Annotated in this window: 25 protein-coding genes; 11 read left to right on the top strand and 14 right to left on the bottom strand. The window is 57.8% G+C overall.

From position 1 onward, the window contains the following. Positions 1–4,461, bottom strand: coding sequence for a glutamate synthase large subunit (gene gltB / locus AFK65_RS01975; protein ID WP_085959940.1), 4,461 nt, complete (start codon positions 4,459–4,461; stop codon positions 1–3). A 682-nt stretch (positions 4,462–5,143) separates the two neighbouring features. Between gltB and AFK65_RS01980 the strand changes: the two genes are divergently transcribed. The 4 genes from AFK65_RS01980 (at position 5,144) to mtgA (ending at position 10,137) form a co-directional block, all read left to right on the top strand. Then, on the top strand, positions 5,144–6,064 hold the full coding sequence (locus AFK65_RS01980) for a TIGR01212 family radical SAM protein (RefSeq protein ID WP_007704891.1): 921 nt from the start codon (positions 5,144–5,146) through the stop codon (positions 6,062–6,064). A 121-nt stretch (positions 6,065–6,185) separates the two neighbouring features. Continuing rightward, complete coding sequence (arcB, locus tag AFK65_RS01985; RefSeq protein WP_032805828.1) at positions 6,186–8,525, top strand: aerobic respiration two-component sensor histidine kinase ArcB; 2,340 nt, start codon at positions 6,186–6,188, stop codon at positions 8,523–8,525. Between the two features lie 236 nt (positions 8,526–8,761). Further along, positions 8,762–9,415 (top strand): isoprenoid biosynthesis glyoxalase ElbB, encoded by a 654-nt coding sequence (gene elbB, locus AFK65_RS01990; protein WP_038858215.1) that lies wholly within the window; start codon positions 8,762–8,764, stop codon positions 9,413–9,415. Next, a complete protein-coding gene (gene mtgA, locus AFK65_RS01995; RefSeq protein ID WP_007704898.1) occupies positions 9,412–10,137 on the top strand; it encodes a monofunctional biosynthetic peptidoglycan transglycosylase in 726 nt (241 codons plus the stop codon). Before elbB ends, mtgA begins: the two co-directional genes overlap by 4 nt. 11 nt (positions 10,138–10,148) lie before the next feature. Here the strand turns inward: mtgA and npr are convergent, their stop codons facing one another. The 11 genes from npr to AFK65_RS02050 all read right to left on the bottom strand — a co-directional run bounded on the left by npr (position 10,149) and on the right by AFK65_RS02050 (position 18,141). After that, positions 10,149–10,421, bottom strand: a complete 273-nt coding sequence (npr, locus tag AFK65_RS02000; RefSeq protein ID WP_007704900.1) for a PTS phosphocarrier protein NPr — start codon at positions 10,419–10,421, stop codon at positions 10,149–10,151. Beyond that, on the bottom strand, positions 10,418–11,272 hold the full coding sequence (rapZ, locus tag AFK65_RS02005; protein ID WP_004385096.1) for an RNase adapter RapZ: 855 nt from the start codon (positions 11,270–11,272) through the stop codon (positions 10,418–10,420). The genes npr and rapZ overlap by 4 nt, the downstream gene beginning before the upstream one ends. A 64-nt stretch (positions 11,273–11,336) precedes the next feature. Then, positions 11,337–11,822: a PTS IIA-like nitrogen regulatory protein PtsN gene (ptsN, locus tag AFK65_RS02010; protein ID WP_004385095.1), complete on the bottom strand. Its 486-nt coding sequence runs from the start codon at positions 11,820–11,822 to the stop codon at positions 11,337–11,339. An 82-nt stretch (positions 11,823–11,904) separates the two neighbouring features. Next, positions 11,905–12,192, bottom strand: coding sequence for a ribosome hibernation promoting factor (gene hpf, locus AFK65_RS02015; RefSeq protein ID WP_007704903.1), 288 nt, complete (start codon positions 12,190–12,192; stop codon positions 11,905–11,907). Positions 12,193–12,214: 22 nt separating this feature from the next. Next, a complete protein-coding gene (gene rpoN, locus AFK65_RS02020; RefSeq protein ID WP_007704906.1) occupies positions 12,215–13,654 on the bottom strand; it encodes an RNA polymerase factor sigma-54 in 1,440 nt (479 codons plus the stop codon). Between the two features lie 96 nt (positions 13,655–13,750). After that, positions 13,751–14,476 carry an LPS export ABC transporter ATP-binding protein gene (gene lptB / locus AFK65_RS02025; RefSeq protein ID WP_007704907.1) on the bottom strand — a complete coding sequence of 242 codons (726 nt, stop codon included), beginning with the start codon at positions 14,474–14,476 and terminating at the stop codon, positions 13,751–13,753. A 6-nt stretch (positions 14,477–14,482) separates the two neighbouring features. Beyond that, on the bottom strand, positions 14,483–15,040 hold the full coding sequence (gene lptA / locus AFK65_RS02030; RefSeq protein WP_007704909.1) for a lipopolysaccharide ABC transporter substrate-binding protein LptA: 558 nt from the start codon (positions 15,038–15,040) through the stop codon (positions 14,483–14,485). Next, on the bottom strand, positions 15,009–15,584 hold the full coding sequence (gene lptC, locus AFK65_RS02035) for an LPS export ABC transporter periplasmic protein LptC (protein ID WP_007704912.1): 576 nt from the start codon (positions 15,582–15,584) through the stop codon (positions 15,009–15,011). Before lptC ends, lptA begins: the two co-directional genes overlap by 32 nt. Next, on the bottom strand, positions 15,581–16,147 hold the full coding sequence (gene kdsC, locus AFK65_RS02040; RefSeq protein WP_007704914.1) for a 3-deoxy-manno-octulosonate-8-phosphatase KdsC: 567 nt from the start codon (positions 16,145–16,147) through the stop codon (positions 15,581–15,583). The genes lptC and kdsC overlap by 4 nt, the downstream gene beginning before the upstream one ends. A 15-nt stretch (positions 16,148–16,162) precedes the next feature. Then, positions 16,163–17,149 carry an arabinose-5-phosphate isomerase KdsD gene (gene kdsD / locus AFK65_RS02045; protein ID WP_038858245.1) on the bottom strand — a complete coding sequence of 329 codons (987 nt, stop codon included), beginning with the start codon at positions 17,147–17,149 and terminating at the stop codon, positions 16,163–16,165. A 14-nt stretch (positions 17,150–17,163) separates the two neighbouring features. Then, the gene (locus AFK65_RS02050; RefSeq protein ID WP_038858213.1) at positions 17,164–18,141 is read right to left on the bottom strand and encodes a calcium/sodium antiporter; all 978 of its coding nucleotides are present in this window, start codon (positions 18,139–18,141) and stop codon (positions 17,164–17,166) included. Positions 18,142–18,374: 233 nt separating this feature from the next. On the opposite strand from AFK65_RS02050, the gene mlaF reads away from it, so the two are divergent. The 7 genes from mlaF (at position 18,375) to murA (ending at position 23,182) form a co-directional block, all read left to right on the top strand. Further along, the gene (mlaF, locus tag AFK65_RS02055) at positions 18,375–19,190 is read left to right on the top strand and encodes a phospholipid ABC transporter ATP-binding protein MlaF (RefSeq protein WP_007872833.1); all 816 of its coding nucleotides are present in this window, start codon (positions 18,375–18,377) and stop codon (positions 19,188–19,190) included. Positions 19,191–19,197: 7 nt separating this feature from the next. Then, complete coding sequence (mlaE, locus tag AFK65_RS02060; protein WP_007704931.1) at positions 19,198–19,980, top strand: lipid asymmetry maintenance ABC transporter permease subunit MlaE; 783 nt, start codon at positions 19,198–19,200, stop codon at positions 19,978–19,980. A gap of 3 nt (positions 19,981–19,983) precedes the next feature. Then, positions 19,984–20,535, top strand: a complete 552-nt coding sequence (gene mlaD / locus AFK65_RS02065; protein ID WP_007704933.1) for an outer membrane lipid asymmetry maintenance protein MlaD — start codon at positions 19,984–19,986, stop codon at positions 20,533–20,535. Between the two features lie 15 nt (positions 20,536–20,550). Next, positions 20,551–21,186: a phospholipid-binding protein MlaC gene (mlaC, locus tag AFK65_RS02070; protein ID WP_007704935.1), complete on the top strand. Its 636-nt coding sequence runs from the start codon at positions 20,551–20,553 to the stop codon at positions 21,184–21,186. Next, the gene (gene mlaB, locus AFK65_RS02075; RefSeq protein ID WP_007704938.1) at positions 21,186–21,488 is read left to right on the top strand and encodes a lipid asymmetry maintenance protein MlaB; all 303 of its coding nucleotides are present in this window, start codon (positions 21,186–21,188) and stop codon (positions 21,486–21,488) included. The genes mlaC and mlaB overlap by 1 nt, the downstream gene beginning before the upstream one ends. A 124-nt stretch (positions 21,489–21,612) precedes the next feature. Further along, complete coding sequence (gene ibaG / locus AFK65_RS02080) at positions 21,613–21,870, top strand: BolA family iron metabolism protein IbaG (RefSeq protein ID WP_004385081.1); 258 nt, start codon at positions 21,613–21,615, stop codon at positions 21,868–21,870. 52 nt (positions 21,871–21,922) lie between these two features. Continuing rightward, positions 21,923–23,182 (top strand): UDP-N-acetylglucosamine 1-carboxyvinyltransferase, encoded by a 1,260-nt coding sequence (gene murA / locus AFK65_RS02085; RefSeq protein ID WP_007704942.1) that lies wholly within the window; start codon positions 21,923–21,925, stop codon positions 23,180–23,182. Positions 23,183–23,297: 115 nt separating this feature from the next. On the opposite strand, the gene sfsB is transcribed toward murA, so the two are convergent. Together sfsB and ispB are read right to left on the bottom strand one after the other, a co-directional pair. Beyond that, the gene (gene sfsB / locus AFK65_RS02090) at positions 23,298–23,561 is read right to left on the bottom strand and encodes a DNA-binding transcriptional regulator SfsB (protein WP_012815011.1); all 264 of its coding nucleotides are present in this window, start codon (positions 23,559–23,561) and stop codon (positions 23,298–23,300) included. 320 nt (positions 23,562–23,881) lie between these two features. Further along, a complete protein-coding gene (gene ispB, locus AFK65_RS02095) occupies positions 23,882–24,853 on the bottom strand; it encodes an octaprenyl diphosphate synthase (RefSeq protein ID WP_012125964.1) in 972 nt (323 codons plus the stop codon). Between the last annotated feature and the right edge of the window lie 92 nt (positions 24,854–24,945).

The following is a 24,945-nucleotide window of genomic DNA, read 5'->3' on the forward strand; positions in this document are numbered from 1 at the left end:
TTACTGCGCCTGCACCCGCAGCTCGGCTGCGGAACGACTACGGTGACCCAACAATGCTTTTACATCACTGGACTTCGGTTTAACCAGCGCGAATCTGGCTGAGAACGCCGGCCAGTTCGCCAGGATCTCTTCGCCGCGGTGTGAACCGGTCTGTTGAACATGCTCGGTGATAAGCCCGCGCAGGTGTTCTTCGTGAATCGCTAACTCGTCGACATTCAGCACTTCCACCAGCTCCGGGTTCACGCGTTTGCGGAACTCGCCATCTTCGTCCAGCACGTAGGCGAAGCCGCCCGTCATGCCTGCGCCGAAGTTCACGCCGGTTTTACCGAGAATACAGACGATGCCGCCGGTCATATATTCACAGCCGTTATCGCCGATCCCTTCCACGACCGTAATCGCGCCGGAGTTACGCACCGCGAAACGCTCGCCTGCGCGGCCTGCGGCGTAGAGACGGCCGCCCGTCGCGCCATACAGGCAGGTGTTGCCGATAATGCTCGCTTCATAGCTCTTGAACGACGACCCTACCGGCGGACGAATCGCCAGCAAGCCGCCCGCCATCCCTTTGCCGACATAATCGTTGGCATCGCCTGTCAGGTGCAGCTCCACGCCGCCTGCGTTCCAGACGCCGAAGCTCTGTCCGGCAGTCCCGGTGAAGTACGCTTTGACAGGATCGGACGCCAGGCCCTGATCGCCGTGCGACTGCGCGATGTAGCCCGACAGCAGCGCCCCAACCGAACGGTCGGTATTGCGGATATCAAACCAGAACGTTTTGCTCTGGCGGCTATCGACATACGGTTTCGCCTGGGCCAGCAGTTGCGCGTTCAGATCGCCTTTATCGAACGGCGGGTTGCTTTCGGTGCAGTAGACCGCTTTGCCAGGATGCGGCTCGGCGGTTTCCAGCAGTTTCGCCAGATCCAGTTTTTGCTGCTTCGCCGTAAAGCCTTCCAGCTCTTTCAGAAGATCCGTGCGGCCAATCAGATCCACCAGACGCGTCACGCCAAGCTGAGCCATGAGTTCACGCGTTTCGCGGGCGATGAATTCAAAGTAGTTGGTCACTTTGAACGGCAGGCCGTGATAGTGGTTTTTACGCAGTTTGTCATCCTGGGTCGCCACGCCGGTGGCGCAGTTATTCAGATGGCAAATACGCAGATATTTACAGCCCAGCGCCACCATCGGGCCGGTGCCGAAGCCGAAGCTCTCCGCGCCAAGAATAGCCGCTTTGATGATGTCGAGGCCGGTTTTTAGGCCGCCGTCCACCTGCAGGCGGATCTTGTGGCGCAGACCGTTGGCGACCAGCGCCTGCTGCGTTTCCACCAGACCGAGCTCCCACGGGCAGCCCGCGTATTTCACGGAGGAGAGGGGGCTTGCGCCCGTGCCGCCGTCGTAGCCTGCGATGGTGATGAGATCCGCATACGCTTTCGCCACACCGGTGGCGATGGTGCCCACGCCCGGCTCAGACACCAGCTTCACGGAGATCATCGCCTTCGGGTTGACCTGTTTTAGGTCGAAAATCAGCTGCGCCAGATCTTCAATCGAGTAGATATCGTGGTGCGGCGGCGGGGAGATCAGCGTCACGCCCGGCACCGAATAACGCAGACGCGCGATGTACGGCGTCACTTTGTCGCCAGGTAGCTGACCGCCTTCGCCCGGCTTCGCGCCCTGCGCCACTTTAATCTGAATCACATCGGCGTTAACCAGATATGCGGGCGTTACGCCGAAGCGGCCGGAGGCCACCTGCTTAATGCGCGAGACTTTATTGGTGCCGTAACGCGCCGGATCTTCGCCGCCTTCGCCGGAGTTCGAGAAACCGCCGAGGCTGTTCATCGCCTCCGCCAGCGACTCATGCGCTTCCGGGCTCAGCGCGCCGATAGACATCGCCGCGGTATCAAAGCGTTTGAACAGCTCGCTCGCCGGTTCGACATCTTCCACGCGCACCGCGTCCGCCTGCGGGTTCAGCGCCAGCAGATCGCGCAGCGTCGCCGCCGGGCGTTCGTTAACCAGCTTCGCGTATTGCTGATAGTCGCTGTAGTCGCCGCTCTGCACCGCCTGCTGGAGCGTGCGCACCACATCCGGGTTGTAGGCGTGGTATTCGCCGCCGTGAACATATTTCAGCAAGCCGCCCTGCACGAGCGGTTTGCGCGCAAGCCAGGCGCGCTTCGACAGGTTCACCAGATCCTGTTCGAAATCGGCGAAGCCCGCGCCGCCGATGCGGCTGACCACGCCCTGGAAGCAGAGCTCAGAGACGTCGCGGTGCAGGCCGACAGCCTCAAACAGTTTGGAGCAGCGGTAAGAGGCGATGGTCGAGATGCCCATTTTGGACATGATCTTATAAAGCCCTTTGTTGATGCCGTTGCGGTAGTTCAGCATCACGCTGCGGTAATCTTTTTCGATAGCGCCGGTATCCACCAGTTTCGCCAGCGTTTCGTAGGCGAGATACGGGTAGATAGCGGTGGCGCCGAAGCCCAGCAGCACGGCGAAGTGGTGCGGGTCGCGGGCGCTGGCGGTTTCCACAATAATGTTGGCGTCGCAGCGCAGGCTCTGTTCCACCAGTCGCGTCTGGATAGCGCCGACGGCCATTGGCGCCGGTACCGGCAGACGATCTTTGGCGATGTTGCGATCCGAGAGCACCAGCAGGACGGTGCCGTTGCGTACCATCTGTTCGGCTTTGTCGCACAGCGCTTTAACGGTCTCTTCCAGCGTCGCCTGCGCCGGGTCGAAAGTGATATCGAGCGTATCGGCGCGATAGTGCTCTTCTTCAAGCGTGGTGAGCTGTTTAAAGTCGGAGTAGAGCAGAATCGGCGACTTAAAGCTCAGGCGGTGCGCCTGGCCTTCAGCTTCGCAGAAAACGTTCATCTCGCGGCCGATGCTGGTGGCAAGCGACATCACATGCGCTTCGCGCAGCGGATCGATAGGCGGGTTGGTCACCTGCGCGAACTGCTGGCGGAAGTAGTCATAAATAATGCGCGGCTGACTGGAGAGCACGGCGAATGGCGTATCGTCGCCCATCGAGCCTACCGCTTCCTGGCCATTTTCGCCCAGTACGCGGATCACCGCATCCAGCTCTTCATTGCTGTAGAAGAACTGCTTCTGGTAGCTTTCGAGCAGGGCGTCGTCCATTTCACGGGTGCCTACCTGATCGTCAGGCAGATCTTCAAACGGCACGAGACGGCGAACGTTTTTCTCCATCCACTCTTTATACGGGTGACGGCTCTTGAGATCGTTATCGGTTTCCGCCGAGTGCAGGATGCGACCGCCGCGGGTGTCGATAACCATCAGCTCGCCAGGCCCTACGCGGCCTTTCTCCACGACTTCGTCCGGCTGGTAATCCCAGATGCCCACTTCGGAGGCGCAGGTGATGAGCTTATCTTTGGTGATAACGTAGCGCGCCGGGCGCAGGCCGTTACGGTCAAGGTTACAGGCGGCGAAACGGCCGTCTGACATCACGATGCCCGCCGGGCCGTCCCACGGCTCCATGTGCATCGAGTTAAAGTCGAAGAACGCGCGCAGCTCCGGGTCCATATCCGGGTTGTTCTGCCAGGCCGGCGGCACCAGCAGACGCATGGCGCGCACGATATCCATCCCGCCCGCCAGCAGCAGTTCCAGCATGTTATCCATTGAGCTGGAGTCAGAGCCGGTTTCATTTACAAACGGCGCGGCGTCGTGGAGATCGGGGATCAGCGGCGTCTGGAATTTATAAGTACGCGCGCGGGCCCACTGGCGGTTGCCGGTAATGGTGTTGATCTCGCCGTTGTGCGCCAGGTAGCGGAACGGCTGCGCCAGCGGCCAGCGCGGCACGGTGTTGGTGGAGAAGCGCTGGTGGAACAGGCAGATGGCCGATTCCAGACGCAGGTCCGCCAGGTCCAGGTAGAAGCGCGGCAGATCCGCCGGCATACAGAGACCTTTATAGATGTTGACCAGATTTGAGAGGCTACAGACGTAGAACTCTTTATCGTCAACCAGACGTTTTTCAATGCGGCGACGCGCGATAAACAGGCGGCGCTCCATATCACGCGGACGCCAGCCTGCCGGGGCGTTTACGAAAATCTGTTCGATGCGCGGCATTGAGGAGAGCGCGATTTCACCTAATACGCCTTCGTTGGTCGGCACCACGCGCCAGCCCACGATAGACAGGGTTTCACGCTGCAGCTCTTCTTCAACGATGCGACGCGAGGCGCTGGCTTTTTCAGGGTCCTGATTCAGGAACAGCATACCAACGGCGTAATTTTTGGCTAAGCGCCAGCCGTGCTCTTCGGCGACCATGCGGAAAAAACGATCCGGCTTTTGCAGCAGCAGGCCGCAGCCGTCACCGGTTTTGCCATCCGCGAGGATAGCGCCGCGGTGCTGCATACGGGCCAGCGCGTGGATCGCGGTACGCACAACCTTGTGGCTAGGTTCGCCTTCTATGTGGGCGATCAGGCCGAAACCACAGTTGTCTCTCTCAAGAGATTTATCGTACAACATATCAGTGAACCTCCCCAGGCTCTGCGGGACTCCCCCTTGTACTGATGGCGCGCGGGCGCAAAAAGGGTACGGCGACAGGGTATGGCGTTATTCGCACACCTTGCGTGTCGCCCTCCTGATATCCTTTTTCATCGGTACATCGTCGTTGAGGACTTACTTAAGAGGGAATCTCATTTACTGCATAAATATGATGGGCAGAACGCCCATCGAGAAAGCTTCCAGCGAATTTCCAACTTATCGGGAATCCGCACACAGGTCAAATGTCATTCTTATTTATTCAAAAGTGTGCTAAAGCATATATATATTATTGAATAATAAGATATTTTAAGCTTTTTTATATTGCATTTTCCGGGTGATAAGCCCCGGTGATGTGTGATCTGACTCACTATAAGAAAGCGGCTGGAAGTGGATAGCGCGCTGTTATTACGTTTTAAAGCAGCACGATCTTTTGCTAAGCGCCCGTAAGCCGCATAAACGCTCTGTTTTTAACGGTTCGTCATATTCCTTAAATAATCGCTACCATCATAAGGAAAAGTAATTAGCATAATGGTGACTAAAACAGCGTTTATGTTGAATTGTTATTCATCAGGTAAAGGCGGGGCGGGGCGCTTGATCCAGGTCATCGCCGTAAAAGAGTAAAAATGGCAGGCTGTCGCCCTTTCGCCGGGCGGCTTTTCAGATTATGCAGTTACAAAAATTAGTCAATATGTTTGGCGGCGACCTGACGCGTCGTTACGGCCAGAAAGTTCATAAGCTGTCATTGCATGGTGGCTTCAGTTGCCCGAACCGCGACGGCACGCTGGGGCGCGGCGGCTGCACTTTCTGCAATGTCGCGTCCTTCGCCGATGAAACCCAGCAGCATCTCTCCATTCAACAACAGCTGGCGCAGCAGGCGGCCCGCGTCGACCGCGCCCGCCGCTATCTCGCCTATTTTCAGGCCTACACCAGCACCTTCGCGGAAGTGAACGTCTTGCGCGCCATGTACCAGCAGGCGGTAAGCCAGGCGGATATCGTCGGGCTGTGCGTGGGCACGCGCCCGGACTGCGTGCCGGAGAGCGTGCTGGATCTCCTCTCGGATTGCCGTGAGCAAGGCTATGAAGTCTGGCTGGAGCTGGGGCTGCAAAGCGCGAAGGATAAAACCCTGCATCGCATCAACCGGGGCCATGATTTTGCCTGTTATCAGGACACCGCGCGTCGGGCGCGAATGCGCGGGCTTAAAGTGTGCACGCATCTTATCGTCGGGCTGCCGGGCGAAACCCGCCGTGACGCGCTGGTCTCGCTTGAGCGGGTGGTGGAAACTGGCGTGGATGGCGTTAAGCTGCATCCGCTGCATATCGTCGAGGGCAGCATTATGGCGAAAGCCTGGCGGGCCGGGCGGCTTAGCGGCATTGCGCTGGAGGATTATGCCGTGACGGCGGGAGAGATGATCCGCCATACGCCGCCGGAGATCATCTACCATCGTATTTCCGCCAGCGCCCGCCGTCCGACCCTGCTGGCGCCGCTGTGGTGCGAGAACCGCTGGACCGGCATGGTGGAAATTGACCGTTATCTTAACCAGCACGGCGCGCAGGGCTCGGCGCTCGGGTGTCCCTGGCGCGGCTGACGCCCTTTAAACGCTGCTTTTTACGTCACTCGCCTTCTCACTCCGCACTTTTTTGCCTGAATTCCCGCCAGAGGGGCGGATTTAGGTATTATTGAACGGAATATCAGTACAGGAATCCTTTATGAAACAGATCCGCATGCTGGCGCAGTATTACGTTGATTTACTGGTAAAGCTTGGCCTGGTGCGCTTTTCGCTGCTGCTGGCCCTTGCGCTGGTCGTGCTGGCGATGGCGGTGCAAATGGCCGTGACGATGGTGCTGCACGGTCAGGTCGAAAGTATTGACGTTATTCGCTCGATTTTCTTTGGCCTGTTGATCACGCCCTGGGCGGTCTACTTTCTGTCGGTGGTGGTGGAGCAACTTGAGGAGTCGCGCCAGCGGCTCTCGAAGCTGGTGGACAAGCTTGAAGAGATGCGCGAGCGCGATCTTAAGCTCAACGTGCAGCTTAAAGACAATATCGCCCAGCTTAACCAGGAGATCGCCGACCGTGAAAAAGCGGAGGCCGAGCGCCAGAATATGCTGGAGCAGCTGAAAGTGGAGATGAAAGAGCGCGAGGTCACGCAAATCCAGCTGGAGCAGCAATCTTCTTTTCTGCGCTCGTTTCTCGACGCCTCGCCGGATCTGGTGTTCTACCGCAATGAAGATAAAGAGTTTTCCGGCTGCAACCGGGCGATGGAGCTGCTCACCGGCAAAAGCGAAAAACAGCTGATTGGTCTGAAACCCCACGAGGTGTATGCGCCGGAAGCGGCGGAAAAAGTGCTGGAGACCGATGAAAAAGTCTTCCGCCATAATGTGTCTCTTACCTACGAGCAGTGGCTCGACTACCCCGATGGCCGCAAAGCGTGCTTTGAGATCCGCAAAGTGCCGTATTACGACCGCGTGGGCAAACGGCACGGACTGATGGGCTTCGGGCGCGATATTACCGAGCGTAAGCGCTATCAGGACGCGCTCGAGCGCGCCAGCCGCGATAAGACCACCTTTATCTCCACCATCAGCCATGAGCTGCGCACGCCGCTTAACGGCATTGTGGGCTTGAGCCGCATTCTGCTGGATACCGATCTCAGCGCTGAACAGGAAAAATACCTGAAGACCATTCACGTCTCCGCCGTGACGCTTGGCAATATCTTCAACGATATTATCGACATGGATAAAATTGAGCGCCGTAAAGTGCAGCTTGATAACCAGCCTGTCGACTTCACCAGTTTTCTGGCGGACCTGGAAAACCTCTCCGGCCTTCAGGCGCAGCAGAAAGGGCTGCGCTTCGTGATGGAGCCGGTGCGCCCGGTGCCGCATAAAGTGCTGACCGACGGTACGCGCCTGCGGCAGATCCTCTGGAACCTCATCAGCAACGCGGTGAAATTTACCCAGCAGGGCCAGGTGACGGTGCGCGTCAGCTATAACGAAGACGAGCAGCTACGCTTTGAGGTGGAAGATTCCGGTATCGGCATTCCGCAGGAGGAACAGGACAAGATCTTCGCCATGTATTATCAGGTGAAAGATAGCCAGGGCGGAAAACCGGCGACCGGCACGGGGATTGGGCTGGCGGTATCGCGCCGTCTCGCGAAAAGCATGGGCGGCGATATTACGGTGTCCAGCAAACCGGGGCAGGGATCAACCTTCGTCCTGACGGTGCAGGCGCCGCGCGTGGCGGAAGAAGTGGAAGATACGCTGGCCGACGACGAGATGCCGCTGCCCGCGCTGCATGTGCTGCTGGTGGAAGATATTGAGCTTAACGTTATCGTGGCGAGCTCGGTGCTGGAAAAACTCGGCTGCAGCGTTGAGGTGGCGATGACCGGCAAAGCGGCGCTGGAGATGTTCAGCCCCGGCGAGTTTGACCTGGTGCTGCTGGATATTCAGCTGCCGGACATGACCGGGCTGGATATCTCACGCGAACTTAACCGCCGCTATTCCCGCGACGCGCTGCCGCCGCTGGTGGCGCTAACGGCCAACGTGCTGAAAGATAAAAAAGAGTATCTGGAAGCGGGCATGGACGACGTGCTGAGCAAACCGCTGGCGGTGCCGGCGCTGACCGCGACCATCAAAAAGTTCTGGGATACGCAACCTGACGATGAGGAGCAAGACGTGACGACAAGCGACGACAGCAAGCAGCAGGCGCTGCTCGATCTCCCGATGCTGGAGCAATATCTGCAACTGGTTGGCCCGAAACTTATCACCGATGGTCTGGCGATGTTTGAAAAAATGATGCCGGGCTACCTGAGCGTGCTGGAATCCAACCTCACCGCGCGCGATCAAAAAGGCATTGTGGAAGAGGGCCATAAGATCAAAGGCGCTGCCGGCGCGGTAGGGCTGCGTCATTTGCAGCAGCTGGCGCAAAAAATCCAGTCGCCCGATCTGCCTGCGTGGTGGGATAACGTGGGTGAATGGATTGAAGAGCTGAAACAGGAGTGGCGTCACGACGTTGAGGCGCTGAAAGCCTGGGTTGCCGGGGCCGGAAAAAAATGACCCCGGCTAAACCGGGGTGCGCGAATACTGCGCCAACACCAGGGAAATCGTGGCCTCGCCATTGATTAGTGATGTTGATCTTTTTAACTACGTGGCGCGGCCTGAGTAATCAAAGCGCTCGTACATAAGATAGCAAATCTTAAATGATTTGTTATGTGAATCAGTAAAATGTGTGAAGCATAACGTTTAAATAACATTTTACGCAAAGTTTCAACGGCTTAACGTAAGGATAAATCATGAAAAAAATCGGAGTGGTTTTAAGCGGTTGTGGCGTTTATGACGGTTCTGAAATCCATGAGGCGGTGATTACGCTGCTCGCGCTGGCCCGCAATGGCGCGCAGGCGGTCTGTTTTGCGCCCGATAAACCACAAGCGGACGTGATTAATCACGTCACGGGCGAACCGACCGGCGAGACGCGTAATGTGCTGGCGGAAGCGGCCCGCATCGCCCGCGGCAAGATAACGCCGCTGGAGCAGGCGCGCGCGGAGGATCTCGATGCGCTGGTGGTCCCAGGCGGGTTTGGCGCGGCCAAAAACCTGTGCGATTTCGCCACGCGGGGCAGCGAATGCGCCGTCGACCCGGCGCTTCTGACGCTGGCTAGGGCGATGCACGAAGCGGGTAAGCCGCTGGGCTTTATCTGTATCGCGCCCGCGATGCTGCCGAAAATTATCGCCGCGCCTCTGCGTCTGACTATCGGCACCGACATCGATACCGCCGAGCTGGTGGAAGAGATGGGCGGGGAACATGTGCCGTGCCCGGTGGACGATATTGTGGTCGATGAAGATAACAAAGTGCTGACCACGCCCGCCTATATGCTGGCGGAAAGCATCGACGAGGCGGCGGCAGGCATTGAGAAGCTGGTGGCGCGCCTGGTGGCGATGTGCGAATGAATAAAACGCGCGGTTCGCTGTTTGCGCGTCTGCGGCGGCTGGCGCTGCGCGCGGTTCTGGCGGTTCTCGGCGTCTGGGTAGCGGGTATTCTGCTGTTCAGCGTGATGCCGGTGCCGTTTTCGGCGGTTATGGTCGAGCGCCAGTTCTCCGCGTGGTTGAGCGGCGATTTTGGCTACGTGGCGCACTCCGACTGGGTAAGTATGGATGAGATTTCGCCCTGGATGGGGCTTGCGGTCATCGCGGCGGAAGATCAGACGTTCCCGGATCACTGGGGATTTGACGTGGCGGCGATCCAGAAAGCCGTCTCGCATAACGAGAACAGCCGCCGCATCCGCGGGGCGTCCACGCTGTCGCAGCAAACGGCCAAAAACCTGTTTTTATGGGACGGACGCAGCTGGCTGCGAAAAGGGCTGGAGGCGGGCTTAACGCTCGGTATCGAAACCGTCTGGAGCAAGCGCCGCATTCTGACGGTCTATCTGAATATCGCGGAATTCGGCGACGGCGTGTTTGGTGTGGAAGAGGCCTCACAGCGCTATTTCAACAAGCCCGCCAGCCGTCTGTCAGCGTCAGAAGCCGCGCTGCTGGCGGCAGTGCTGCCCAACCCGCTGCGCTATAAGGCGTCCGCGCCGTCAGGCTACGTGCGTGCGCGTCAGCAGTGGATTTTGCGCCAGATGCGCCAGCTCGGCGGTGAGTCGTTTATGGCGCAGCATAAGCTGCGCTGAGGACTGGGCGGTCAGTCTTCGTCAAAGCCTGCGTTAAACAGCGCGATCACGGCCGCCAGCGCTTCTTTTTCCTGCGGGCCGGTAGCTTCAATCTCAATGTGCCCGCCCTGGGCGGAATCCAGCATCAGCAGCGCGATCACGCTGCTGGCTTCCGCTTCTGTCCCGGCTTCATTACGCAGTAATACTTCCGCGTCAAAGCTCTGCACCAGCTCAAACAGCTTCATGGCCGGGCGGGCGTGCATCCCGAGCTTGTTGGTGATCTCAACGGTCTGTTTTACGGTCATGATTTGCGTTTTTCCAGCGTGCGATGGCGGGACTGAACGTTTTTACCGCGCGAGCGGAAGTAATCCGCCAGCTGTTCGGCGATATAGACAGAGCGGTGTTTACCGCCGGTGCAGCCAATCGCGACGGTGAGATAGCTGCGGTTGTTGGTTTCCAGCATCGGCAGCCAGAGTTCCAGGTAGCTGCGCGTCTGGTAGATGAAGTTATGCACTTCGGTATGGCGGTCGAGAAACGCCGCGACGGGCTTGTCGAGGCCGGTCATCGGGCGCAGTTTCGGGTCCCAGTGCGGGTTCGGCAGGAAGCGCACGTCGAAAACGTAATCGGCGTCGATAGGGATGCCGTGTTTAAAGCCGAAAGATTCAAACACCATTGTGAGTTCGCGCTCGCGCTTGCCGAGCAGCCGCGTGCGCAGCATCTCGGCCAGTTCATGCACCGACATTTCCGACGTATCGACGATAAGATCCGCACGCGATCGCAGCGGCTCCAGCAGATCGTTCTCTTCATCAATGGCGCTTTCCAGCGACAAATTTTTGCTGGAGAGCGGGTGCAGGCGACGCGTGTCGCTGTAGCGGCGGATAAGCGTGTTACGGTCGGCGTCGAGGAACAGCAGTTGCGGAGAGAACGCGTCCGGCAGGTTGTTCATCGCCTGCTCAAACACCTCCGGGGATTCCGGCATATTGCGAACGTCGATGCTCACCGCGGCGGATATCTGCCTTTCCGAAAGCGTGCGCGCCAGTTCAGGCAGCAGCACGACAGGCAGGTTATCGACGCAGTAGAACCCCATATCTTCCAGTGCACGCAGGGCGACCGATTTCCCTGACCCTGAACGTCCACTGACGATCATCAGAACCATCTGCTGTTTCTCCACACTTCAGACCGGGTAACCGGCGCCTCCTGGATTGTGCCTGTCGGCACGGTCATTCATTCTCTTCACTGGTTTCAGTGATTATCTGGTAGAGCTCTTCATCGCTTTGCGCGGCGCGCAGACGGCGACAAATCGTTTTGTCCGCCAGTCTTTTTGCCACCAGAGAGAGCGTATGCAGATGCGTTTTGGTTTGATCCGCCGGCACCAGCAGCGCAAAAAGTAAATCGACGGGCTGGTTATCAATGGCGTCGAAAGGGATAGGCGTTTCAAGCTGGACGAAAACGCCGACGGCGCGCAGCGTATCTTCTTCAAGCTTGCCGTGGGGAATAGCGATGCCGTTGCCGATCCCGGTACTGCCCATCCGCTCACGGGTGAGGATCGCTTCAAAGACGACCTGCGGCGGCAGGCTGAGCTGCTTTGCCGCCAGCTCGCTGATAATTTCCAGGGCGCGCTTTTTGCTCTGGCAGTGTACGCCGCTGCGGGTGCATTCCTGGTTTAAAACATTGCTCAATGGCAGAGCCGAATCATTATTCATCATAATTTCACCTAAGCGTTTTCTGGTGCGGCGGCTCGCCGCACGGGCCGCGAGCCGCCGATGTCCCAGCGCAACGCCCGGACAATTAATGTTGTTTCAGTTTATCTTTATGTTTAGTGAGCTGCCGCGCCAGTTTATCAATCAAACCGTCAATAGCGGCGTACATATCCTGCGCTTCCGAACTGGCATGCAGCTCCCCGCCGTTCACATGCAGGGTGGCGTCGGCGATTTGCGTCACCTTTTCCACCTTCAGCACAATATAGACCTGATTAATCCTTTCGAAATACTGCTCCAGCTTGGCGAACTTGGTATTAACGAAGTCGCGCAGCGCTTCAGTGATTTCGACGTTATGTCCTGTGATGTTGAGCTGCATAGTGTCTTCCTTATCGGTTGGGTCAGACCAGCTGTTTGCGCTGGTTTGACGGCGGTATGGATAAAGATTCTCGATACTTCGCAACGGTACGGCGGGCCACCATGATCCCCTGTTCTGACAGCATAGACGTAAGCTTGCTGTCGCTTAAGGGTTTCGCGGGGTTTTCCGCTGCAATCAACTTTTTCACCAGCGCGCGGATGGCCGTGGACGAGGCTTCGCCGCCGCCCTCGGTGTTTACGTGGCTTGAGAAAAAATACTTTAATTCAAAGATGCCGCGCGGGCTGTGCAGATATTTTTGCGTGGTGACGCGGGAGATAGTGGATTCATGCATCTCGACCGCCTGAGCAATATCGGCCAGCACCATCGGCTTCATATACTCTTCGCCCTGTTCAAAGAACGCCTGCTGCTGTTCGACGATGCAGCGGCTGACGCGCAGCAGCGTGTCGTTACGGCTCTCCAGGCTTTTGATAAGCCATTTGGCCTCCTGGAGATTGCTGCGGATGAACTGGCTGTCGGATTCATTGCGCGCGCTGCCGGACATGGCGGCGTACTGCTGATTGATTTTGAGCCGGGGAAGGCTGTCGGCGTTGAGCTCGACGGTCCAGCGGTCGTTATGCTTGCGCACCAGGACATCCGGGATGACATATTCCGGCTCGCCGGTCTGGATCGACTGTCCAGGGCGCGGATCGAGCGACTGAATAAGAGTCACGGCTTCTTTCAATACATCTTCTTTAAGGCGCGTGACGCGCATCAGGCTGCGGAAGTCATGATTGGCCAGCAAATCGAGATGATCGCTGACGATCTGGCGCGCCTGCGCCAGGAAGGGCGTTTCAGCGCTGAACTGCGAGAGCTGGATTAGCAGGCAGTCGCGCAGATCGCGGGCGGCGACGCCTACCGGATCGAAACGCTGAACGCGCTTAAGCACGGCTTCGATCTCTTCCAGACCAATGTCGTCATCGCTATTGCCCATGCCGTCGAGAATATCCTGCACCGTCACGGTGAGATAGCCGGTGTCGTCCACCGCGTCGACGATCGCCGTGGCGATGGCGCGATCGGTATCGGAAAACGGCGTCAGTTCCACCTGCCACATCAGGTAGTCCTGCAAGCTTTGGGTGGTTTCGCCCTGATAGACAGGCAATTCGTCGTCGATATAGTCAGTGCCGGTGCCCGACGGCGTGCCGGCGGTGTAGATCTCGTCCCAGCTGGCGTCAAGCGGCAGCTCGTCCGGCATCTCTTTTTGCTCCAGCGCTTCGGCGGTGTCCAGCCCTTCGCTGGTCTGCGTTTCCTGAGTGGCAATTTCGTCGTGAATGTCGGTTTGTTCAAGCAGGGGATTGCTCTCCAGCGCCTGTTGCAGCTCCTGTTGAAGCTCCAGCGTGGACAATTGCAACAAGCGGATGGCCTGCTGCAACTGCGGCGTCATGGCGAGCTGTTGGCTAAGCCTTAGTTGCAAACCTTGCTTCATATTCAGAGCAAAAATCCTCAGGTGTAAACGTCAAAAAGACCTGTTGCGGCAGGGTGCGCCGGGAAGCGCGCCGTTTCTGCCTGTTGCTCTACCCTATCAGAGTCTGAACTCTTCCCCAAGGTATACGCGTTTAACCTGTTCGTCCTGCAGGATATCTTCAGGCGTGCCGTGGGCGATAAGGTGGCCCTGGCTGACAATGTAAGCGCGTTCGCAGACCGCCAGCGTTTCACGCACGTTGTGGTCGGTAATCAGCACGCCGAGGCCGCTGTCGCGCAGATGCTCAATAATGCGCTTAATATCGATAACTGAAATCGGGTCGACGCCGGCGAACGGTTCATCAAGCAGGATAAATTTCGGGTTCGCGGCCAGCGCGCGGGCGATCTCGACGCGACGGCGCTCGCCACCGGAAAGCGACTGGCCGAGGCTATCGCGCAGATGGTCGATGTGAAACTCTTCCATCAGCTCTTTGGCGCGATCTTCGCGCTGCTCGGTGCTGAGATCGTCACGGATTTGCAGGACGGCCATCAGGTTGTCATAGACGCTCAGGCGGCGGAAAATCGACGCTTCCTGCGGCAGATAGCCGATGCCGCGACGCGCGCGGGCGTGCAGCGGCAGCAGGCTGATATCTTCATCATCAATGATGATGTCGCCCGCGTCGCGCTGAACGATACCCACGACCATATAAAACGTCGTGGTTTTGCCCGCGCCGTTCGGGCCAAGCAGGCCGACAATCTCGCCTGAGTTTACCGTCAGGCTGACATCTTCCACTACGCGGCGGCCTTTGTAGGCTTTCGCCAGGTGTTTCGCAATGAGTGTTGCCATAAGGGTTTAGTTACTCTTTTTCTGGGCTGGCGCCTGAGCGGCACCGTCTTTATTTTGCAGCTGCGACGGCACCAGCACGGTGGTGACGCGTTTACCTTTCTCGCTGAACGCCTGCATTTTCTGCTCTTTCACGAGATAGGTGATTTTGTCGCCTTTGATGTTGCTGTCGAGCTGTTCAAGGTAGGCGTTGCCGGTCAACACCACGAAATCGCTCTGCAGCTCGTAGTGCATCGTGGAGGCGTGGCCTTTCACCGGTTTGCCGTTGTCCTGCATCTGGTAGAACGTGGCCGGATTGCCGTAACCGTCAATCACCTCTTTGCCTTTATCACCGCTCGGGCGCGTCACGACGACTTTATCGGCGTTGATTTTAATCGTGCCCTGGGTCACCACGACGTTGCCGGTGAAGGTGACCACGTTGCCCTGCATATCCAGCGACTGCTGATCGGATTCAATATGGATAGGCTGTTCGGTATCGCCCGTCAGCGCGAACGCCGGGAAGCCTGCCGCCAGCAGCGTACTGGTCAGTACGAGATTAAGGCTGAGTTTGTTTATTCTGGATTTCATAAGAAGTTCTAACCTTTTCAATCAGCTCGGCATTTTTGCTGCGAAGGTTCCCGCGCATTTTCAGGCCGCTGGAATTAAAGCTGGTGCCGTAAAGAGTAACAAGCGTATCAGAGGTAACGTCCTGGGTGACCAGGTTGATCTCCGCCTTGTCGGTCGTAATTTTGCGTAACTGTGAATCTGGCGTCAGCGCGTTCACTTCCACATGACCGGTCAGATAGAGCATCCTGTCATTGGTCAGTTTGGCACGATCCGCCTTGACCGACCAGGTCGGCACTTTATTGGTATCGAAGGTGGTCATCACCGGCTGTGTAAACCAGGAAACGCCTTCTTCGGAGAAATATTCGACGTGCTGCGCGACCAGGCGGTAGTTCAGCGCGCCTTCCGGGCTATAGACAACGGTATTCGACTGCTCGCTCTGGTATGTCGGCTCATTGCTGTTTACCGTCGTCGGGCCGCTTTCATCCTGATCGGCCAGGTTAATGCCAATCAGCACCAGCGCGGCCAGCGCCAGCAGGATAATGACCCAGCGTCTGGTCTTACTCATATGGATTGCCCTATGGCCTCATCTAATTTGCCCTGCGCCAGCAGCAGGAGATCGCACACTTCGCGCACCGCGCCGCGTCCGCCTGCAATATGGGTGACGTAATCCGCTTTTGGCGTCAGCAACGGATGCGCATCCGCTACCGCGACGCTCAGCCCGACCTGCGCCATGACCGGCCAGTCAATTAAATCATCGCCCACATAGGCGACATTTTCTGGAGCAAGCGCCAGTTTTTCCAGCAGTTGCCGGTAAGCGATAAGCTTATCGGATTGTCCCTGGTAAAGATGCGTAATGCCGAGCGTCTCGCAGCGATCTTCCAGCAGCTTCGCTTTGCGCCCGGTGATAATCGCGACCTCAATGCCGGACGTCAGCGCGCAGCGAATACCGTAGCCGTCGCGTACGTTGAAGGCTTTCAGCTCTTCGCCGCTGTTGCCCATGTAAATCAGGCCGTCGGACATGACGCCGTCGACATCCAGGATCAGCAGGCGGATTTGCGCCGCCTGCGCAATGATCTGCGCGCTCACCGGCCCATAGCAGGTAGAGATGGCGCCATCAGGGTTACTCATTAAACCTTTCCTTTGTTACACCACGCCTGCGCGCAGCAAATCATGCATATGTATCACACCGCGCAACTGGTCGCCATCAGCCACCATGACGGAAGTAATATGGCGCGACTGCATCAGGTTAAGCGCATCGACCGCGAGCGTCCCCGGACGCACCCGAATGCCGCCTGGCGTCATCACGTCGACAATCTTCATCTGATGCAGATCGCCGCCCATATCAAAGACGCGGCGCAAGTCGCCATCGGTAAAGACGCCGTCGATTTTCATCAGGTCATCGCAAATGACCGTCATGCCAAGATTCTTGCGGGTGATTTCCAGAAGCGCGTCGCGCAGAGAGGCCTCTTTGCTGACGTGCGGAATTTCATCGCCGGTGTGCATGATGTCGTTAACCCGCAGCAGCAGCTTGCGCCCGAGCGCGCCGCCCGGATGCGAAAGCGCGAAATCTTCAGGCGTAAAGCCGCGCGCTTTTAGCAGCGCGACGGCGAGCGCATCGCCCATAACCAGCGTCGCGGTGGTGCTGGTGGTCGGCGCCAGGCCGAGCGGGCAGGCTTCCTGCGGTACTTTTATGCACAGATGGATATCCGCCGCTTTGGCCATCGCGCTCTCCGGACGGCCTGTCACGCAGATAAGCTGCACCTGAAGCCGTTTGAGCACCGGGATCAGCGCCAGGATTTCGTTGGACTCGCCGGAGTTGGAGATCGCAATCACGATATCCTGCGGGCTCACCATGCCTAAATCGCCGTGGCTCGCCTCCGCCGGATGCACGAAGAACGATGGCGTGCCGGTGCTGGCGAACGTGGCCGCCATTTTTTTACCGATGTGCCCCGATTTGCCCATGCCCATCACCACGACTTTGCCGCGGCAGTAGAACATGCTTTCGCAGGCGCGGGCAAAGTCGGCGTTAATGTATTGATCCAGCTGTTCCAGGCCTGCGCGCTCAATAGTCAGGACATCTTTCCCGGCCTGTTCAAAGTCAAAACCTGGCGGTAAATCTAGTTGCGACATAATGCGATTCCGATTCATCCAACAAGACGCGGCGACGCCCAGAACAGCATCACCATCCAAACGAGAAACCCACATAATAATCCGGCGCCGGTTTTTTTACCGAGATACCGCTCAGGACGCCAGCACAGCATCACGAAAATAACGCTGACCAGCAGCATGACGCCGTAATCGCGGGTGAAGGCCAGCGGATCGAAATGACCAGGCGCCAGCAGCGCGGGCAGGCCAGGAACAATAGCCAGATTGTAAACATTGGAGCCGATAATATTGCCGATGGCGATATCGTCTTCGCCTTTGCGCGCGCCCGCGATGGCGGTGGCCAGTTCCGGCAGGCTGGTGCCGATAGCGATGGCGGTCAGGCCGACGGTCAGCTCGCTGATGGCGAAACCGTGGGCCAGCACGGTGGCGTTATCCACCACCATGCGCGTCGCCATCGGCATAATAATGAGCGCCACGCCAAGCCAGAGAAACGCGACCGAGCGTCCGCCTTCGCGCGGCAATTCGGCGAGCTGCTCGCGCGTCAGGCTGTCGTTGCCCTGACGCTCCGCGTGGCGGGCCAGGCGGATGATAAACCATAAATAGGCGGCGGCGATGAGCAATAGCCAGATGCCTTCGGCGCGGGTGAGTTCGCCATCCCACAGCACCAGGCCCGCCAGCGCGCTGACAATCAGCATGGCGGAGAGCTCGCGACGCAGCATGGAGGAGTGCGCCGCCAGGGGGCGCAGCAGCGCCGTTAAGCCCGCTATCAGCAAAATATTGGTGATATTCGAACCAATCGCCGTGCCGACGGCGAGACTGGTTTCGCCATGCAGCGCGGCGGCGACGGAAACCATAATTTCAGGCAGAGAGGTGCCGATACCGACCACGGTAATGCCAATCAGCAACGGCGGCACGCCCAGGCTGCGGCAGAGTAGCGAGGCGGCGAAAACCAGACGATCGGCGCTATAGACCACCAATAGCAAACCAATAATCAACAGCGCCGTAGCTAAAAGCATGCAAAGTCCTTTCTTCGGGTATAATCGCCGGTCCACTGTGCCTGAGTTGCTGGCCGCGCATACGGATCTTTGAGGAACGAAGTAAACTCTTAATTTTGACCAGATGCGCGCCAAAAGTAAAACAAATGCCAGCTTTCGCTAACCTCATACGGGGATATTCTGTAAAAATAACCCCTTTGCGGTGTCGACTGGCGCCATTATGAACAACTCTGCGAACCTTAAAGGATGCGTTGATGAGCCAGATCGGTGAGACATTGATTGACGTGCGTGGCGTAAGCTTTACGCGCGGCAACCGATCTATTTTTGACAATATCTCGCTTACCGTCCCGCGCGGTAAGGTAACGGCCATTATGGGGCCGTCAGGGATCGGTAAAACCACGCTGCTGCGCCTGATCGGCGGGCAGATTGCGCCAGACCGCGGAGAAATCCTGTTCGACGGCGAAAATATTCCCGCCATGTCCCGCTCGCGGCTTTATGAAGTACGCAAGCGCATGAGCATGCTGTTTCAGTCCGGCGCGCTGTTTACCGATCTGAACGTGTTTGAAAACGTCGCTTACCCGCTGCGCGAACATACCCGTCTGCCGGAACCGCTATTGCGTAGCACCGTCATGATGAAGCTGGAAGCCGTAGGGCTGCGCGGGGCGGCGAAACTGATGCCCTCTGAACTCTCGGGCGGTATGGCGCGTCGCGCCGCGCTGGCGCGCGCGATTGCGCTGGAGCCGGACCTTATCATGTTCGACGAGCCGTTCGTCGGCCAGGACCCTATCACTATGGGCGTGCTGGTGAAGCTCATTTCCGAGCTGAACAGCGCGCTCGGTGTGACCTGCGTGGTGGTGTCGCATGACGTGCCGGAAGTATTAAGCATCGCGGATTATGCGTATATCGTCGCCGACAAACGGATTGTCGCGCAGGGCAGCGCCCAGGCGCTGCAAGAGAATACCGATCCGCGCGTGCGCCAGTTCCTTGACGGCATCGCCGACGGGCCGGTGCCTTTCCGCTATCCCGCCGGGGATTACCACCACGATCTGATTTCGCCAACAGGGAGTTAGTCTGCTCATGCTGTTAAATTTACTGGCGTCGATGGGGCAACGCGGGCTTAAATTCAGCGCCTCCTTCGGCCGCGCCGGGCTGATGTTATTCAATGCCATCGTCGGCAAGCCGGAGTTTCGCAAACACGGCCCGCTGCTGGTGCGCCAGCTCTATCATGTGGGCGTCCTGTCGATGATCATTATCATCGTCTCCGGGCTGTTTATCGGGATGGTGCTGGGCCTGCAGGGGTATCTGGTGCTGACCACCTACAGCGCGGAAACGAGCCTCGGCATGCTGGTGGCGCTGTCGCTGCTGCGCGAGTTGGGGCCGGTCGTCGCCGCGCTGCTGTTCGCGGGCCGCGCCGGTTCGGCGCTGACGGCGGAAATCGGGCTGATGAAGGCGACTGAACAGCTCTCCAGCATGGAAATGATGGCGGTCGACCCGCTGCGCCGTGTGATTTCGCCGCGCTTCTGGGCGGGCGTTATCTCGCTGCCGCTGCTCACGGTCATTTTTGTGGCGGTGGGCGTCTGGGGCGGTTCTCTGGTTGGCGTGAACTGGAAAGGCATCGATGCCGGGTTTTTCTGGTCCGCCATGCAGGACGCCGTCGACTGGCGTATGGACCTGATTAACTGTTTGATTAAAAGCGTGGTGTTTGCCATCACGGTGACCTGGATTGCGCTCTTTAACGGTTACGACGCGATCCCGACGTCTGCCGGGATCAGCCGGGCAACTACACGTACCGTTGTGCACGCATCACTGGCCGTGCTTGGCCTTGATTTTGTGCTTACCGCATTGATGTTTGGGAACTAACGCATGCAAACGAAGAAATTTGAGATTTGGGTTGGCGCTTTTATGCTGGTGGCGCTGCTGGCCGCACTGTTCATTTGTCTGAAAGTGGCGGATGTCACTTCGCTGCGGGCCGAACCGACATACCGGCTCTATGCCACCTTTGATAATATCGGCGGCCTGAAACCGCATTCGCCGGTACGTATTGGCGGCGTGGTGATCGGCCGCGTTTCCGACATTACGCTGGATCCGAAAACCTACCTGCCGCGCGTCGCGATGGATATCGAACAGCGCTACGATCATATTCCCGATACCAGCTCGCTGGCGATTCGTACTTCCGGCCTGCTGGGGGAGCAATATCTGGCGCTGAACGTCGGTTTTGAAGATCCTGAGCTGGGAACCACTATCCTTAAGGATGGCGGCACGATTCAGGACACGAAATCCGCCATGGTGCTTGAAGATCTGATTGGCCAGTTCCTCTATAAGAGCAACAGCGGCGACAACCAGAAAGAGGGCGGCGAGCAGGGCTCTGCCGCCCAACCGGATAACGCGACGCCGCCTGCCGGCGCGACGAACTAATCAGGAGAAACGGATATGTTTAAACGTCTTTTAATGGTCGCCATGCTGGTGATTGCGCCGCTTGCCACTGCTACGGCGGCGGATCAATCCAACCCGTATAAGCTGATGAACGAGGCGGCAAAGAAAACGTTTGATCGTCTGAAAAACGAACAGCCGCAAATCCGTCAGAACCCGAACTACCTGCGCGATATCGTCGATCAGGAACTGCTGCCGTATGTTCAGGTGAAATACGCAGGCGCGCTGGTGCTGGGCCGCTATTACAAAGAAGCGACGCCTGCGCAGCGCGAAGCCTATTTCGCCGCGTTTCGCGAATACCTGAAACAGGCCTACGGTCAGGCACTGGCGATGTATCACGGCCAGACTTACCAGATCGCGCCGGAGCAGCCGCTCGGCGATGCCAATATCATTCCGATTCGCGTCACCATCATTGACCCGAACGGTCGTCCGCCGGTACGTCTTGATTTCCAGTGGCGTAAAAACAGCCAGACCGGCAACTGGCAGGCGTATGACATGATCGCGGAAGGCGTGAGCATGATTACGACCAAACAGAACGAGTGGAGCGATCTGCTGCGCCAGAAAGGCATCGATGGCCTGACCGAGCAGCTGAAATCCATCTCCCGTCAGCCGATTACGCTGGATCAGAAACAGTAATGTCCGCGGAACTGCACTGGGAGCGCCAGGAAGCGCAACTGCGTTTAAACGGCACGCTGGATCGCGAGACGTTGACGCCCCTGTGGGAACAACGGCAGTCCATCACGGACGGCTTGCAGCGTATCGATCTCAGCGGCCTTGCCCGCGTCGATACCGCCGGGCTGGCGCTGCTGGTGCATCTGGTCGCGCTGACGCAGGCGGGTGGACGCGGTGTGGCGCTTGAAGGGATGAGCGAGAATCTGGCAACGCTTGCGAAACTTTACAACCTGCCGGAAAACCTTCTGCCGACCTCGACAGACTAATATTTTCAGCACGTTACTGATAAAGCCCCGTCCGTGTCTCCGGCGGGGCTTTTTTGCTTGTTTAAGACGGCGCCACTTTGCTCTAAGATGTTGGGCTGTTTTCACTGAATAATGAATAAAGCCCATGGAAAATCATGAAATTCAGACGGTGCTGATGAACGCACTGCCTCTCCAGGAAGTCCACGTCTCCTCCGGCGATGGCAGCCACTTTCAGGTCATTGCTGTGGGTGAGCTGTTTGGCGAAATGAGCCGCGTGAAGAAACAGCAGGCGGTCTACGGCCCGCTGATGGAGTTCATCGCCGATAACCGCATTCATGCGGTCTCCATCAAGACGTTCACGCCCCAGGAATGGGAACGCGAGCGCAAACTCAACGGTTTTTGAGCTGTGGGCGTTACGCCGACAGCAATTGATTGAATAACAGAGAACAGTTCTGATGGATAAATTCCGTGTGCAGGGGCCAGGCCGCCTTTCCGGCGAAGTGACGATCTCAGGGGCGAAAAACGCCGCTCTGCCGATCCTTTTTGCCGCTCTGCTGGCTGAAGAGCCAGTAGAAATTCAAAACGTACCCAAGCTTAAAGATATCGATACCACCATGAAGCTGCTGAGCCAGCTCGGGACTAAAGTGGAGCGTAACGGCTCCGTCTGGATCGATGCAAGCAAGGTCAATATCTTCTGCGCGCCGTACGAGCTGGTGAAAACCATGCGCGCTTCTATCTGGGCGCTGGGGCCGCTGGTGGCGCGTTTCGGTCAGGGCCAGGTCTCTCTGCCGGGCGGCTGCGCGATCGGCGCGCGTCCGGTGGACTTACACATTACCGGCCTTGAGCAGCTGGGCGCGGAAATCAAACTGGAAGAAGGCTATGTCAAAGCGTCTGTCCGGGGGCGTCTGAAAGGCGCGCATATCGTGATGGATAAAGTGAGCGTTGGCGCGACGGTAACCATCATGTCCGCCGCGACGCTTGCCGAAGGCACTACGGTTATCGAAAACGCCGCGCGCGAGCCGGAGATTGTCGATACCGCGAATTTTCTCAATACCCTCGGTGCGAAAATTACCGGTCAGGGTACCGATAAGATCACTATCGAAGGCGTTGAGCGCCTGGGCGGCGGCGTCTATCGCGTTTTGCCGGACCGTATCGAGACCGGGACTTTCCTGGTCGCCGCCGCGATTTCCGGCGGTAAAGTGATGTGCCGCAACACCCGCCCTGACACGCTGGATGCGGTGCTGGCGAAACTGCGTGAAGCGGGCGCGGATATCGAAACCGGCGAAGACTGGATAAGCCTTGATATGCACGGCAAACGCCCGAAAGCGGTAAACGTGCGCACGGCGCCGCATCCGGCTTTCCCGACCGATATGCAGGCGCAGTTCACGCTGTTGAACCTGGTGGCTGAAGGCACTGGCGTTATCACCGAAACCATTTTTGAAAACCGCTTTATGCACGTGCCGGAGCTTATCCGTATGGGCGCGCATGCGGAAATCGAAAGCAATACTGTCATTTGCCACGGCGTTGAAAAACTCTCCGGCGCGCAGGTGATGGCGACCGATCTGCGCGCATCCGCAAGCCTGGTGCTGGCGGGCTGCATCGCGGAAGGCACGACCGTTGTGGATCGCATTTATCACATCGATCGCGGCTATGAAGGCATCGAAGATAAGCTGCGTGCGCTGGGTGCGAATATTGAGCGCATAAAAGGCGAATAACGTCTTTTCCGCCTGCGCGGAGTCTGCGATAAGCCTGTCGGGAAACGCTGATAACCAGCCGCTCCCGGCGGGCTTTTTTTATGGTTCAGGCAACGCGGCGATGTCGGCGGAATTATCAACGATGGCGAATCAGACGCGAGCGATCGATAAATTCGTGCGTGATCGGATCGTGATAGCGTGACGGCCAGATGATCCACGGCTCGGTACCCAGCGCTTCGGCAATGATCTTTTCGCCTCTGGGCCAGGGGCGGGTCAACGCATTGGCGAGCGTTGATGAGCTCAGGCCCGCTTTGCGGGACTCCGCGGCCAGCGACGAGCCCTTTTTGCGTAGCGCGGCGACGATATCGGCGGGGTGCCAGTCGATAAACTTACGTTCCATGCTTCCTCCCTGTTGCGGCATTAAAACCCCCCTGTCAGTTCCGTGGGGAACTGATTGATCATTTATAACACAAAATTTTCTAAAAGGTTCCAGTTAGTTTTGGTTGTATTCAGAAGTGTGCTTATAACCACAAAGAAAATGTAAGAGTTGCAAAGGCTCGCCCGGGACACGATCCGTGGTTCATTGTGGGTTATCACGAAGGGACGCCATACAAGAAAGAGAAAGCGGGAAGGCGTTACAGGAAATTTTACCGACGCGACGTTCATAAAGCGTGGTAATAAAAGCGGAAACTTTTCCGCGCCGGCGGGCGCGGAAAAAGATCAGTGGTCGCGCTGGACTGACATATGCGCCAGCGCAATCAGGGCGTCGCGCCAGGGGGAAGGGGAGAGAATTTCAAGCGCGGCGATGGCTTTATCCGCTTCTTCTTCAGCACGGGCGCGCGTCCACTCCAGCGATCCGCAGGCCGCCATCGTTTCCAGCACCGGATCCAGAAGATGACGCCCGTTGCCTTGTTCGATCGCCTCGCGGATCATCTGCGCCTGCGCCGGCGTGCCGTTGTGCATCGCATGCAGCAGCGGCAGCGTCGGTTTGCCTTCGTTGAGATCGTCGCCCACGTTTTTACCGAGGCGTTCGCCATCAGCGCTGTAATCCAGGAGATCGTCGATCAGCTGGAACGCGGTGCCGAGGTAGCGACCGTAATCCTGCAACGCGCGCTCCTGCGCTTCGCTGGCGCCGGCCAGGATGCCGGAACACTGCGCCGCCGCTTCGAAGAGCCGCGCGGTTTTGCTGTAAATCACGCGCATATAGCTCTCTTCGGTGATGTCGGGATCGTTCACGTTCATCAACTGAAGCACTTCGCCTTCAGCAATCACGTTGACCGCCTCGGACATCACTTCAAGCACCTTGAGCGACCCGAGGCTTGTCATCATCTGAAACGCGCGGGTGTAAATAAAATCTCCCACCAGAACGCTGGCGGCGTTGCCGAAAGCGGCATTCGCCGTCGCTTTCCCGCGACGCATATCGGATTCATCCACCACATCGTCATGCAGGAGCGTGGCGGTGTGGATAAACTCAATAAGCGCGGCGATAGTGACGTGCGCTTTCCCCTCATAACCCAGCGCGCGCGCAGCGAGCACCGCGATCATCGGGCGAATGCGTTTGCCGCCGCCGCTGACAATGTAATAGCCCAGCTGGTTGATAAGCTGTACGTCGGAATTGAGCTGTTCAAGGATGGTCGCGTTGACACCGGCCATATCTTGCGCGGTTAACTCATTAATTTTTTCTAAATTCATCGCAAAAGTCTGGCTATCGTCCTGTTTACCACAGTCTGTAAGGGAGAAGGTAAGGATAGTGGATTCTAAATGTAGTACAGATTGTACCGGAA

This window comes from Cronobacter universalis NCTC 9529 (genome assembly GCF_001277175.1).
Classification (GTDB): Bacteria; Pseudomonadota; Gammaproteobacteria; order Enterobacterales; family Enterobacteriaceae; genus Cronobacter; species Cronobacter universalis.